The organism is Pseudomonas sp. P9_31 (genome assembly GCF_034008235.1).
Taxonomy (GTDB): domain Bacteria; phylum Pseudomonadota; class Gammaproteobacteria; order Pseudomonadales; family Pseudomonadaceae; genus Aquipseudomonas.
The window spans coordinates 1357684-1370342 of record NZ_CP125375.1; the positions used below are offsets into that span (position 1 = coordinate 1357684).

Here is a 12659-nt window from a genome sequence, read left to right on the forward strand (position 1 = left end):
ACCATGATGGTCAGGCACACACGAGCGGCTCGACAGCCACCGGTTCGAGTGTTTCCAGAAATGCCAGCAGGGAGTGACAACCCCTGAAAGGGCAGAGGCCTTTTCAGGGGATAAGGTTAGTCAGAGATCAGGATTTCTTTTCGTCAGCCGCTTTGTCGGTCGGATTGGCGATCAGGGTCTTGAGCTCGTTGCTCATCGGGAAGTTCAGGTTCAGACCTTTTGGCGGGATTGGCTGCATGAACCATTTTTCGTAGATCTTGTTGATCTCGCCCGACTTGTAGGTTGCGATGATTGCATCGTCGACGGCTTTCTTGAACGGTGCGTCGCCCTTGCGGACCATGCAGCCGTAGATTTCGAACGATTGTGGTGTGCCGGTCACGGTCCAGTCATCCGGCTTCTTGGCCTTGGCCATTTCGCCGGCCAGCAAGGCGTCGTCCATCATGAACGCCACGGCACGGCCGGTTTCCAGCATCTGGAAGGATTCGCCATGGTCTTTGGCGGAGATCACGTTCATGCCCATCTGCTTGTCGGCGTTCATCGACTTGAGAATGCGCTCGGACGTGGTGCCGGCGGTGGTCACGACGTTCTTGCCTTTCAGGTCGGTGAAGTCTTTGTAAGGCGAGTCTTTCTTGGCCAGCAGCTTGGTGCCGATTTCGAAGATACCGATGGAGAAGTCAACTTGCTGCTGACGCTCGACGTTGTTGGTGGTGGAGCCGCACTCGACGTCCACGGTACCGTTTTGCACCAGCGGGATACGGGTTTGCGAGGTCACCAGGTTGTATTTGACCTGGAGGTTGGGCATGTCGAGGTCTTTCTTGATGGCTTCGACGATTTTCAGCTGGATATCGTGGGCGTAGCCAACCGGTTTGCCGGAAGCGTCGGCGATGTAGGAAAACGGAATGGAAGCGTCACGATGCCCGAGGGTGATGGTGCCAGACTCTTTGATCTTCTTCAGTGTGCCGGTGAGTTCGGCGGCGAAAACTGGAGTGCTAATCAGAGCGGCAGCAATGGCTGCGCCCAGGATATGGGGAACGATGCGCATCAAACTTTCCTCGACATTGTTTTTTTTATGGAGCCAGTTCATCGGCCTTTTTTGGTGCTTCGAATGCCTGGCGGCTCCTGAAGGAGTAGCGCAATAACATTCGTCCAAGAGTGTAGAGCATGACTCGTGCCAGACTAGGCTCTCTAGGTCAAGTTATTGATTTTTAAAGGGATTATGTGTTTGTGGCGCATTTTTTTCACAATCAATAATCCGGTTATCCGAATCGACCGACAGGTCGCGTTCGGAAAGCCGAACACAATCCCATGACTTGCACATGTCCCTGTGGGAGTGGGCTTGCTCGCGAAAGCGGTCTGTCAGTCGGCGCAGATGTTGAATGTCAGTCAGTCTTCGTGAACAAGCTCGCTCCCACAGTTGATTGGTGGTGTCTTCCAGAATGCAAAAAAGCCCCTGAATCGTCAGATTCAGGGGCTTCGGTTCAATCGGATTGCCGATCAGGCCGCTTCGATCTTGTTGCGGTTCTGTTCGACCTTGCTCAGGTAATCCTTGAGCTTTTCCTGTTCCGCCAGGGTGGTGAACAATCCAAGCTTGGTGCGGCGCCACAGAATGTCGTGCGCGGTGGTCGCCCATTCTTCGCTGCACAGGTAATCGACTTCGCGGGTGTAGAGGCCGCCGCCGATGTGTTCACCCAAGTCACTGAGTTTTTCGACGCCTTCGAGCATGCGCCAGGTGCGGCTGCCGTAGCTGGTGGCCCAGCGACGGGCGATTTCGGTGGTCACCCAGTCGAACTTGTCGCGGATCCGCGAGCTCAACGCCTGCGGGGTGGTCATGTCTTCGCCGCCGGGCAGGGTAGCGCTGGCGGTCCAGCTTGGCTTGATGTGCGTGAAGTACGGGGCCAGTTGCGCCAGCGCCGACTCGGCGAGTTTGCGGTAAGTCGTCAGTTTGCCGCCGAACACCGACAGCAGCGGCGCTTCTTCGGCACTGCCCGACAAGGCCAGGGTGTAGTCGCGGGTGACGGCCGACGGGTTGTCGGATTCGTCGTTGCACAGCGGACGAACGCCGGAATAGCTGTGCAGGATGTCGTCGCGGCTGAGTTGCTTCTTGAAGTGGGCGTTGACCACTTTGAGCAGGTAATCGGTTTCGCCTTCGGTGATCGCAACTTTTGCCGGGTCGCCGGTGTACTCGCGGTCGGTGGTGCCGATCAGGGTGAAGTGGTTCAGGTACGGAATGGTGAAGACGATGCGCTGATCTTCGTTTTGCAGAATGTGCGCGTGTTCGCCTTCATACAGTTTCGGCACGATCAGGTGACTACCCTGGATCAGACGGATGCCATATGGCGATTCCATCTTCAGGTCGTCACGGATGAACTTGGCCACCCATGGGCCGGCAGCGTTCACCAGCGCCTTGGCGCGGATCGAAAACAGGCTGCCATTGGCACGTTCCAGGTTCAGGTGCCACAGGCCTTTGGTGCGGCGGGCACTGACGCAGCGGGTTTGCGTATGAACGTGGGCACCTTTCTCGCGGGCAGCCATGGCATTCAGTACGACGAGGCGCGCGTCATCGACCCAGCAATCGGAATATTCGAAGCCTTTGGTGATTTCGCTTTTCAGCGCGCTGTCCGGGCCGAACTTCAGGCTTCTCGAGCCTTCGAGTTTTTCCCGCTTGCCGAGGTGGTCATAAAGGAACAGGCCGGCACGGATCATCCAGGCCGGACGCAGGTGCGGGCGGTGTGGCAGCACGAAGCGCATCTGTTTGACGATGTGTGGCGCCTTGGCCAGCAGCACTTCGCGCTCGGCCAGGGCTTCGCGCACCAGGCGGAATTCGTAATGTTCGAGATAGCGCAGGCCGCCGTGGATCAGCTTGCTGCTGGCCGACGAGGTGTGGCTGGCCAAGTCATCCTTTTCGCAAAGGAACACCGAAAGGCCGCGGCCGGCGGCATCCGCTGCGATCCCCGCGCCATTGATTCCACCACCGATGACGGCGATATCGTAAACCTCGGCGAGAGGGGGCGTAGGCAAGGTAGAAGTGGGCATCGGCTGGCCTCGGGGCTTTTGGGATTTCTATATTTGAATTCGAACATTTATGTTCGTTTGCGAAAATATTAGCCCATAAAGACGCCCGCAGCCAGCGAGCTTCGATTGAAAATACTGATCGAAGGGCGGCTAAAGGAAAATATTCGAACATTTAGTGGTGGTGGTGGTGGTGGTGGTGGTGGTGGTGGTGGGGGAGTGCTTCTGTGGCGAGGGAGCTTGCTCCCGCTGGGCTGCGAAGCGGCCCTAAAACCGGCAACCGCAGTATCTCAGGAAGAACATGTTGTCTGATTGGCGTCTGCTGCGCAGCCGAACGGGAGCAAGCTCCCTCGCCACAGGGAGCGCGCTGTTCTAGAAAGGGGTTAAACCACTTCCAACCGAATCTTGTGTTGGCTCAACAACTGCGCCAAGGCCGGCGAAGGCTGCTGATCGGTGACCAGGCAATCGATCAGGCTGATCGGCCCCAGTCGAATCATGGCGTTGCGCCCGAATTTGCTGGAGTCGGCCGCGAGAATCACCTGCCGGGCGTTGGCGATGATCGCCTGGGATACCCGCACTTCCTGGTAATCGAAGTCCAGCAGGCTGCCATCTTCATCGATGCCGCTGATACCGACCAGGGCGAAGTCGACCTTGAACTGGTTAATGAAGTCGACGCTGGCCTGACCCACCACGCCACCGTCACGCCTTACGTTGCCGCCCGTCAGCAGGACGTCGAAGTCGTCCTTGGCGCTGAGCATTGAGGCCACATGCAAGTTGTTGGTGATGATCTTCAGGTGATTGTGATTGAGCAGCGCCCGAGCGATGGACTCGGTGGTGGTGCCGATATTGATGAACAGCGAGGCGTGATCGGGAATCTGAGCGGCAATGGCTTCGCCGATACGCTGCTTTTCGTCGCGCATCTGATCGGCGCGCATGGCGTAGGCGGTGTTTTCGACGCTGGAATCATAGGCCGCGCCGCCGTGGTAGCGACGCAGCAGATTGACTTCCGCCAGCTGATTGATATCACGGCGGATGGTTTGCGGTGTAACGACGAACAGCTGAGCCATTTCCTCGATGCTGACATAGCCGCGTTCGCGGACCAGTTCAAGGATTTGCTGCTGACGGGGAGGCAGATTCATGGGGCTTCCTTTGGGCTGCCGTGCAAAATTCGCCCATCATGCCGCACGAATCCACTCCCTGCCAGTTACATGCTGATACGAACCCTCAGCTTGGCTTATTCAGCGCCCTCATGCGGTTCCCAATCGCGAGTGCGGCTGACGGCTTTTTTCCAGCCAGCGTAGAGTTTTTCCTTCGCGGTTTCGTCCAGCGTCGGTTCGAACTCGCGCTCGATCACTGCCTTGCCGCGCAACTCGTCCAGGCTGCCCCAGAAGCCGCAGGCCAGACCCGCCAGATAAGCCGCGCCCAGTGCCGTGGTTTCGCGCATTTTCGGACGCTCGACCTGAGTACCGAGGATGTCGGCCTGGAACTGCATCAGGAAGTTGTTCGCGACTGCGCCGCCGTCTACGCGCAGGGCCTTCAGGCGTTCGCCGGAATCTTGCTGCATGGCGTCCAGAACGTCGCGGGTCTGGTAGGCGATCGACTCCAGCGCGGCACGAATGATGTGATCCACGCGTACACCACGGGTCAGGCCGAACAGCGCGCCGCGAGCATACGGGTCCCAGTAGGGAGCACCCAGGCCGGTGAAGGCCGGCACCAGATACACGCCGTTGCTGTCCTTGACCTTGTTGGCGAAGTATTCGGTGTCGTGGGCGTCGTTGATGATTTTCAACTCGTCGCGCAGCCACTGCACGGTGGAGCCGCCATTGAAGACCGCACCTTCCAGCGCATAGGCCACCTCGCCGCGCGGGCCGCAAGCGATGGTGGTGAGCATGCCGTGCTTGGATTTCACCGCTTTGTTACCGGTGTTCATCAGCAGGAAGCAACCGGTGCCGTAAGTGTTTTTCGCCTGGCCTGGCTCGACGCACATCTGGCCGAAGAGGGCAGCCTGCTGGTCGCCGGCAATGCCGCCAATGGCGATGCCGCTTTTGGTATGGCCGTAGATTTCGGACGACGATTTAACTTCCGGCAGCATCTCCCGCGGGATGTCGAGGACTTCCAGCATCTTCGCGTCCCACTCCAGCGTGTGGATGTTGAAGAGCAGGGTGCGCGAGGCGTTGGTGTAGTCGGTGACGTGCACCTTGCCGCCAGTAAATTTCCAGATCAGCCAACTGTCGACGGTGCCGAACAGCAGTTCACCCTTGCGCGCCCGCTCACGGCTGCCTTCGACGTTGTCGAGGATCCATTTGAGCTTGGTGCCGGAGAAGTACGGGTCGGTGACCAGGCCCGTGGTGTCGCTGATGTATTGCTCGTGGCCATCGCGCTTGAGCTGCTGGCAGATTTCGGTGCTGCGCCGGCACTGCCAGACGATCGCATTGTAGATCGGGCGACCGGTGGTCTTGTCCCAGACCACGGTGGTTTCGCGCTGGTTGGTGATGCCGATGGCCGCGACCTGGTCGTGATGCAGGCCGGCTTGGGCCAGGGCCTCGACCATCACGGCGCTTTGGGTGGCGAAGATTTCCATCGGGTCATGCTCGACCCAGCCGGCTTGTGGGTAATGCTGTGCGAATTCACGCTGGGCAGTGCAAACCACGTTCGCGTCGCGGTCGAAAATGATCGCGCGGGAACTGGTCGTACCCTGATCGAGGGCAATGATGTAGTTCTTATTCTGAATGTCGGTCATGTCGATTGCCTTGGACGAAATAAGGAAAGTGAAGTCAGGCGCGGGACCCAATGGGCAGGATCACGCGCCAACGGTTTCAAGACGTTCTTGGTTTGCCGTCAATGGCCGGTGTTGCGTTCTTTGTAGCAGGTATGACGCTGGGCAGATGACGGGCAATCAGCCCGCGATAAGCTGCAGCACCGAGGCAGGCACCGACAATCGGTGCAAAAACCGGAATCAGGAAGTACGGGATGTCGCGACCGCCAGTGAAGGAAATTTCACCCCAGCCTGCAAAGAAAGTCATCAATTTAGGGCCGAAATCACGCGCCGGGTTCATCGCAAAACCGGTCAGCGGGCCCATCGAGCTGCCAATCACGGCAATCAGCAGGCCGATCAGCAACGGCGCCATTGGCCCGTTGGGCAGGCCATTGTTGTCGTCGGTCAGCGACATGATCACGCCCATCAGGATGGCGGTGATGATCACTTCGACCAAAAAGGCCTGGGCCGTGGACAGGGCAGGGTTGGGGAAGGTGGAGAACACGGAGGCCAGCTCAAGGCTGGCCTCGGTGCCACGAACCATTTGGTGAGTTTGTTCGAAATCGAAAAACAGGCTGCTATACAGCGTGTAAACCAATAAGGCCCCGCAGAAGGCGCCGGCCACTTGGGCGAAGATATAAAAGGGTAGTTTGCGCTTTTCGAAGTCAGCGAAGATGCTCAGCGCAATACTCACGGCCGGGTTGAGGTGCGCGCCGGAAACGCCGGCGGTGAGGTAGATCGCCATGCTGACGCCAACCCCCCATATGATGCTGATTTCCCACAGACCGAAGCTGGCACCCGCCACCTTGAGCGCGGCAACGCATCCGGTGCCGAAAAATATCAGCAATGCAGTACCCAGAAACTCGGCCATGCATTGGCTCGAGAGCGACGGTTGTTGTAAAGCAGTTGTCATTGAAACCTCTTTTTTGTTGTTGTCTGGCGCTTCTTTCATCATGGCCAAAGCGCGATTTCCACCGAGGCAGGATCCCCATCCTGTGCTCGGCTTACTGCCGGGTGCTGTGGTGAGACATTCGTACAGTATTCAGATTCGAAAAAATATAGACAAGAAACGCTGCTGTCAAAGGTCGAAAGTGAACCGTCAGTCACAAATCAACTACTAGTCACGTGAATGATTGCATCGTTCACGTGGCAGGCTGGCTGCGGACGAGTGGTCGAAGGTGCGGCCAAACCTTTGAAACGGCGCGGCAATGGAGCCTTTTGTTGATCAATGACCTAGAATCCGGCGCAGTATTTTTCTTCTGCCGCCTGGCCCGGAGCTGCCATGACCCCTGCATTGGATTTGTTGAAAAAAGTTCGTGCCGAACATCGCGTGCACAGCTACGAACATGATCCGAAGGCAGCGTCCTATGGTCTCGAGGCTGCGGAGAAACTGGGCCTGGACCCGGCGCAGGTGTTCAAGACGTTGCTGGCGGCCAGCGAGAAGGGGGAGTTGTTGGTGGCAGTGGTACCGGTCGTCGGAAGTCTGGACTTGAAGGCGCTTGCGCAGGCCGCTGGCGTGAAAAAAGTCGAAATGGCCGATCCTGCTGCCGCACAGCGTTCGACGGGGTATCTGTTAGGCGGCATCAGCCCGCTCGGGCAGAAGAAGCGTCTGCGTACCTTTATCGATCATTCGGCTCAGCCTTTTTCCAGCATTTTCGTCAGCGCCGGACGGCGCGGTCTGGAAGTCGAGCTGGCGCCCGCTGTGCTGGCTGAACACACCCAGGCGAAGTTCGCCGGTATCGGTCGCGCCTGAGCAGAAGGCCCCTAGGGGAAGATTGGTAGGGATGAGCCGAAAAGATCGCAGCCTTCGGCAGCTCCTACAGGAGTACGCGTTCCATTGTAGGAGCTGCCGAAGGCTGCGATCTTTTAGCGGTGGTTCAGCTGGCGGGGCTGTAGCGCCGGACACTGGACTCGACCGCTGGAATCTGCGCCGCCGTGCTGCCGGAGGCCTGGAACAGCACCAGGTGTTCAGCCGCTACCCGGATGCCAACTTCAGCACCGACCAGATGATCGGCGTGACTCGGGAAGATCGACTCCAACTGCGCGCCTGTCGGCAATTGCAGGCGGTATAGGGTCGATGCACCCTGGAAACTCTTGCCGATAATCTGCGCCTTCAGAGGGCTGGCCGGCGCGTAGACGATATCGTCCGGCCGCAACAGCACGTCTACGGCGCCACCGATCGGCCAGGTGTAGGCACGATTGCCGCGCAGTTCGCCCAACTCGGTCTGTACCGACTCCGGGCTGCTCAACTGGCCGCGAATGAAGTAACCCTGGCCAATGAAACTGGCCACGAATGGCGTCAGGGGTTCGTGATAGAGGTTGTAGGGGGTGTCCCACTGCTCCAGGCGACCTTCCTTGAAAACACCGACATGGTCGCTGACTGCGAAGGCTTCTTCCTGATCGTGGGTCACCAGAATCGCACTGGTGCCGCGCGCCTTGAGAATGTCGCGTACTTCATGGCTGAGCTTGCGTCGCAGTTCGCCGTCGAGGTTGGAGAACGGTTCGTCGAGCAACAGCAGTTGTGGTTCCGGCGCCAGAGCGCGGGCCAGGGCGACACGTTGCTGCTGGCCGCCGGACAGCTCATGGGGGAAGCGCTTGCCGAGGTTTTTCAGGTTGACCAGTTCAAGCAACTCTTCGGTGACGCGATCCTTTTGCGGATGCTTGCGGATCCCGAAAGCGATGTTCTCGGCCACGCTCAAATGCGGAAACAGCGCGTAATCCTGGAACACCATGCCGATGCGACGTTTCTCCGGAGCGAGGGTGAAGCCAGCGCTGGAGATAGTCTCGCCCGCCAGCTGGATTTCACCTTCGTGCACCGGTTCGAAACCGGCGATCGCTCGCAGGGTGGTGGTTTTGCCGCAGCCCGAAGACCCCAGCAGGCAACCGATATCGCCGGCATTCAAATGCAGGTTGAGGTTCTGCACAACCCGCTGGTTTTGATAACCGCAGGCGAGATTGCGCAGGTTCAGCAGTAATGGCTGGCTCATGCGTGGTGATACGACGGCGGGACAAGGAACTCGAGCAGGGCCTTTTGTGCGTGAAGACGGTTTTCGGCTTGATCCCAGGCCACCGAGCGTGGGTCGTCAAGCAAGTCGAGGCTGATTTCCTCGCCACGGTGGGCTGGCAGGCAATGCATGAACAGCACGTCCGGGGCGGCCAGGTCGAGCAGGGCGCGGTTGACCTGGAACGGTGCGAACAACTTCAGGCGCTTGGCGGTTTCCTCTTCCTGGCCCATGGAGGTCCAGACGTCGGTGCTCACCAGGTGTGCGCCGCGCACGGCTTCCTGCGGATCGCGGACGATGGTCACCCGATCGCCGGCCTTGGCCACGAATTCAGGATTGGGTTCGTAACCTTCCGGGCAGGCGATGCGCAACTGGAAGTCGAACTGGATCGCCGCTTCTATATAGCTGTTGCACATGTTGTTACCGTCGCCGATCCAGGCCACGGTCTTGCCTTGAATCGAACCGCGATGCTCGAGGAAGGTTTGCATGTCGGCCAGCAACTGGCACGGGTGCAGGTCATCGGACAGGCCGTTGATGACGGGCACACGGGAGTTGGCAGCGAATTCGGTCAGAGTGTTGTGGGCAAAGGTACGGATCATCACTGCATCGAGCATGCTCGACATGACGATGGCGCAGTCGCCGATCGGCTCGCCACGGCCCAGTTGGGTGTCGCGCGGCGACAGGAAGATCGCCTGACCACCGAGCTGGATCATGCCGGCTTCGAACGAAATACGGGTGCGGGTCGAGGACTTCTCGAAAATCATCCCCAGGACGCGGTTCTTCAACGGCTCGAACAGTACGCCGCGGTTACGCAGGTCCTTGAGCTCAACGCCTCGACGGATCACGCTGACCAGCTCTTCGGGCGTGCAATCCATCAGGGAGAGAAAGTGCCTTGCGCTCATCATTGACTACCTTTTTGCAACAGACCGCAGATACTCAAAGCCTTGTTTAACTGAAAAACGGGCGAGACCTGCGGCGTAAGCCGCACGGGGCGACGAAATAGGGGAAGGCGCGATATTGACATTAAATGTCGCGTTTTTCCAATGGGCTACGGTGTTGGGGGATTTCAGAGGGGCTACGGGGTGACCGCAGTAGCGCTTTTGAAGCCTGTTTCCTGACAGTAGCTGACCATTTGTACACCGGCCCCGTCGGGCTTGGCAATCAAACGGGGCGTGGGCGATGCGTTGACGGTCGGTTTTTGACCTGTCATTCGAGCCTCTGGCGGGCAATGTGTGTTGTCCGAAATATTTGCTAAAGCAAAGTGCTGGGTTATAACTAAGGCACGAGCGACGCAGGAAGCCTTTGGAATGGAATCGAAAGAACAGCTGTTGATGGAGCTACTTGGCCTTACGGCACGCTCCCTGACCCACCTCACTGCTTCCATGACCTCGATGTCTTTCGAATTGTTGCGTAGTGAAGACGAAGTCACGAAGGTGGCCGGCCGGCGCATGATCGACCGCATGGCCACCATCAGCGCCGGGCTCGACGAGCATTGGCGACTGATCGGCGAGCTCACCGGCGTGCATGTTGCCCACGAGCAGATCGAAACCATCGAGGAGATCCAGTTGCAGGCGCCGCCGAGTCTGCCATCGAACTGATCCCTTGCTGCCATCGGCTGGCCTGATAGTCACCGATTCACAAGACGAACGTCGCTGGCAAAGGGGCGAGTCGCGCGCCATAGTTTTGTTCCCGCGGCCGATATTGCCCGCCCAGAACAAAACAGAGACTGGCCATGACCAAGACTCTCCATCACCGTGCGTGCCACCTGTGTGAAGCCATCTGCGGTCTGACCATCGAAACCACCGAGGTCGAAGGCAGCGGCGTACAGATTACCTCGATCAAGGGGGATCCTCAGGACGCCTTCAGCCGTGGGCATATCTGCCCCAAAGCGGTCGCGCTGCAAGACATACAGAACGACCCGGATCGCCTGCGGCAGCCGATGCGGCGTGTGGGTGGCGAATGGCAGCCCATTGAGTGGGAAGACGCCTTCGCCCTTGTAGCCGAACGCCTGGCGGCGATTCAGGCACGTCACGGGCAAAATGCGGTGGCGGTCTATCAGGGCAATCCCAGCGTGCACAATTACGGGCTGATGACCCACAGCAATTATTTTCTCGGTCTGCTGAAAACCCGTAACCGGTTTTCAGCGACGTCGGTCGATCAGTTACCCCATCACTTGACCAGTCATTTGATGTACGGCCACGGCTTGCTGTTGCCGATCCCGGACATCGATCACACCGATTTCATGCTGATCCTGGGCGGCAATCCACTGGCGTCCAACGGCAGCATCATGACCGTGCCGGATGTAGAGAAGCGCCTCAAGGCGATTCAGGCCCGGGGCGGCAAAGTGGTGGTGGTCGATCCGCGTCGCAGCGAAACGGCGGCGATTGCCGATCAGCATCTGTTCGTGCGCCCCGGTGGCGATGCGGCGCTGTTGTTCGGGCTGCTTAATACGTTGTTTGCCGAAGGCCTGACCTGCGACAGTCATTTGCCGGTCGATGGTCTGGATGAGATGCGTGAGGCCATCGTCACCTTCACTGCCGAAGCCATGAGCCCGTTGTGCGCAGTGCCCGCCGAACAGATTCGTCAACTGGCGCGGGACTTCGCGGCAGCTCCGACTGCGGTCTGCTACGGTCGCATGGGCGTTTCGACCCAGGCTTTCGGCACCCTGTGTCATTGGCTGGTGCAACTGATCAATCTGGTCACCGGCAACCTCGATCGGGTGGGCGGTGCGTTATGCACCGAGCCTGCGGTGGACCTGGTAGCGTCTACTTCGGGCGGTCATTTCAATCTGTGGCAAAGCCGCGTGTCCGGGCGTCCTGAATACGGTGGCGAGTTACCGGTGTCGGCACTGGCCGAAGAGATGCTCACCGAAGGGGAAGGGCAGGTCCGCGCACTGATCACCGTTGCGGGTAATCCGGTGCTGTCCACGCCCAATGGCCGACAACTCGAGCAGGCGCTGGACGGACTGGAGTTCATGGTCAGCGTCGATCTGTACATCAATGAAACCACGCGTTATGCCGACCTGATCCTGCCGTCGACCTCCGCACTGGAGAACGATCATTACGACACCACGTTCAACATGTTCGCGGTGCGTAACGTCACTCGTTTCAACCGGGCAATCCTGGCCAAGCCTGAAGGCGCGCTGCATGACTGGGAAGTCTTCGTGGGGCTGGCCAAAGCCTTTGCGACCAAGACCGGCAAGGAGCTGAAACCGACCATCGCGCCGGCGCAGATGATCGACCGAGGGCTGCGGATGGGGCTGTACGGCGATGCTTCGGAACACAAGCTGTCACTGGCGACCTTGTTCGATCACCCTCACGGTATCGATCTCGGCGCGCTCAAACCCAACCTGACGCCACGCCTGAAGACCGCCAATCAACGAGTCCAGGCAGCGCCTGTCGAGATCCTCGCCGACCTGGCGCGCTTCGCGGCGCTACAAGCACCGGCCGCCGATGAGCTGCTGATGATCGGTCGCCGTCATGTGCGTAGTAACAATTCATGGATGCACAACTATCACCGTCTGGTGAAGGGCAAACCGCGCCATCAACTGCTGATGAACCCGGACGACCTCGCCAGCCGGGGGCTCAGCGATGGGCAGCGGGTGCGCGTCAGTTCGCGGGTTGGCGTGATCGAGGTTGAAGTGGTCGCCAGCCTGGATATGATGAAAGGTGTGGTCAGCCTGCCTCACGGTTGGGGTCATGCGCGGCCGGGCGTGCAGATGACGATTGCCAGTGGCCAGCCAGGTTCCAGCGCCAATGACCTGACTGACGAATGTCAACTCGATGAGTTGTCGGGCAACGCGGCGCTGAACGGCGTGCCGGTGACCGTGGCGGCGGCATGAACATGACTGTCGGGGAGGCCGAGCATGGCGCTCGGGTTTCCGTTACAATGCG

The 12659-nt window shown here is 59.0% G+C and carries 11 protein-coding genes; 4 read left to right on the forward strand and 7 right to left on the reverse strand.

Annotation, left to right across the window (positions count from 1 at the left end; genetic code table 11):
• Positions 1–127: 127 nt before the first annotated feature.
• Together QMK51_RS06180 and glpD are read right to left on the reverse strand one after the other, a co-directional pair.
• Positions 128–1042: a glutamate/aspartate ABC transporter substrate-binding protein gene (locus tag QMK51_RS06180; RefSeq protein ID WP_320393454.1), complete on the reverse strand. Its 915-nt coding sequence runs from the start codon at positions 1040–1042 to the stop codon at positions 128–130.
• A gap of 452 nt (positions 1043–1494) precedes the next feature.
• The gene (gene glpD, locus QMK51_RS06185; protein WP_320393455.1) at positions 1495–3033 is read right to left on the reverse strand and encodes a glycerol-3-phosphate dehydrogenase; all 1539 of its coding nucleotides are present in this window, start codon (positions 3031–3033) and stop codon (positions 1495–1497) included.
• A 105-nt stretch (positions 3034–3138) separates the two neighbouring features.
• Between glpD and QMK51_RS06190 the strand changes: the two genes are divergently transcribed.
• The gene (locus tag QMK51_RS06190; protein WP_320393456.1) at positions 3139–3321 is read left to right on the forward strand and encodes a hypothetical protein; all 183 of its coding nucleotides are present in this window, start codon (positions 3139–3141) and stop codon (positions 3319–3321) included.
• 71 nt (positions 3322–3392) lie between these two features.
• Here QMK51_RS06190 and QMK51_RS06195 read toward each other — a convergent pair whose 3' ends face one another.
• From QMK51_RS06195 to QMK51_RS06205, 3 genes are all read right to left on the reverse strand, one after another.
• A complete protein-coding gene (locus QMK51_RS06195; protein ID WP_007898523.1) occupies positions 3393–4148 on the reverse strand; it encodes a DeoR/GlpR family transcriptional regulator in 756 nt (251 codons plus the stop codon).
• 95 nt (positions 4149–4243) lie between these two features.
• Positions 4244–5749, reverse strand: coding sequence for a glycerol kinase GlpK (glpK, locus tag QMK51_RS06200; RefSeq protein WP_320393457.1), 1506 nt, complete (start codon positions 5747–5749; stop codon positions 4244–4246).
• A 76-nt stretch (positions 5750–5825) separates the two neighbouring features.
• Positions 5826–6677, reverse strand: coding sequence for an MIP/aquaporin family protein (locus tag QMK51_RS06205; protein WP_258699307.1), 852 nt, complete (start codon positions 6675–6677; stop codon positions 5826–5828).
• Between the two features lie 369 nt (positions 6678–7046).
• Between QMK51_RS06205 and ybaK the strand changes: the two genes are divergently transcribed.
• The gene (gene ybaK, locus QMK51_RS06210; RefSeq protein ID WP_320393458.1) at positions 7047–7517 is read left to right on the forward strand and encodes a Cys-tRNA(Pro) deacylase; all 471 of its coding nucleotides are present in this window, start codon (positions 7047–7049) and stop codon (positions 7515–7517) included.
• Positions 7518–7641: 124 nt separating this feature from the next.
• On the opposite strand, the gene QMK51_RS06215 is transcribed toward ybaK, so the two are convergent.
• On the reverse strand, positions 7642–8751 hold the full coding sequence (locus QMK51_RS06215) for an ABC transporter ATP-binding protein (RefSeq protein ID WP_258699308.1): 1110 nt from the start codon (positions 8749–8751) through the stop codon (positions 7642–7644).
• The gene (argF, locus tag QMK51_RS06220; RefSeq protein ID WP_258699309.1) at positions 8748–9668 is read right to left on the reverse strand and encodes an ornithine carbamoyltransferase; all 921 of its coding nucleotides are present in this window, start codon (positions 9666–9668) and stop codon (positions 8748–8750) included. Before argF ends, QMK51_RS06215 begins: the two co-directional genes overlap by 4 nt.
• Positions 9669–10073: 405 nt before the next feature.
• On the opposite strand from argF, the gene QMK51_RS06225 reads away from it, so the two are divergent.
• Both QMK51_RS06225 and QMK51_RS06230 read left to right on the forward strand, forming a co-directional pair.
• A complete protein-coding gene (locus QMK51_RS06225) occupies positions 10074–10364 on the forward strand; it encodes a hypothetical protein (RefSeq protein ID WP_258616910.1) in 291 nt (96 codons plus the stop codon).
• A gap of 134 nt (positions 10365–10498) precedes the next feature.
• Positions 10499–12607 (forward strand): molybdopterin oxidoreductase family protein, encoded by a 2109-nt coding sequence (locus tag QMK51_RS06230; RefSeq protein ID WP_320393459.1) that lies wholly within the window; start codon positions 10499–10501, stop codon positions 12605–12607.
• Positions 12608–12659: the final 52 nt, after the last annotated feature.

Excerpts from the sequence above, each read along its gene's own strand:
- QMK51_RS06230 (WP_320393459.1), top strand. The coding sequence starts at position 10,499 with ATGACCAAGACTCTCCATCACCGTGCGTGCCACCTGTGTGAAGCCATC.
- QMK51_RS06225 (WP_258616910.1), top strand. The coding sequence starts at position 10,074 with ATGGAATCGAAAGAACAGCTGTTGATGGAGCTACTTGGCCTTACGGCA.
- glpK (WP_320393457.1), bottom strand. The coding sequence starts at position 5,749 with ATGACCGACATTCAGAATAAGAACTACATCATTGCCCTCGATCAGGGT.
- QMK51_RS06180 (WP_320393454.1), bottom strand. The coding sequence starts at position 1,042 with ATGCGCATCGTTCCCCATATCCTGGGCGCAGCCATTGCTGCCGCTCTG.
- QMK51_RS06195 (WP_007898523.1), bottom strand. The coding sequence starts at position 4,148 with ATGAATCTGCCTCCCCGTCAGCAGCAAATCCTTGAACTGGTCCGCGAA.
- QMK51_RS06215 (WP_258699308.1), bottom strand. The coding sequence starts at position 8,751 with ATGAGCCAGCCATTACTGCTGAACCTGCGCAATCTCGCCTGCGGTTAT.
- glpD (WP_320393455.1), bottom strand. The coding sequence starts at position 3,033 with ATGCCCACTTCTACCTTGCCTACGCCCCCTCTCGCCGAGGTTTACGAT.
- QMK51_RS06205 (WP_258699307.1), bottom strand. The coding sequence starts at position 6,677 with ATGACAACTGCTTTACAACAACCGTCGCTCTCGAGCCAATGCATGGCC.
- argF (WP_258699309.1), bottom strand. The coding sequence starts at position 9,668 with ATGAGCGCAAGGCACTTTCTCTCCCTGATGGATTGCACGCCCGAAGAG.
- ybaK (WP_320393458.1), top strand. The coding sequence starts at position 7,047 with ATGACCCCTGCATTGGATTTGTTGAAAAAAGTTCGTGCCGAACATCGC.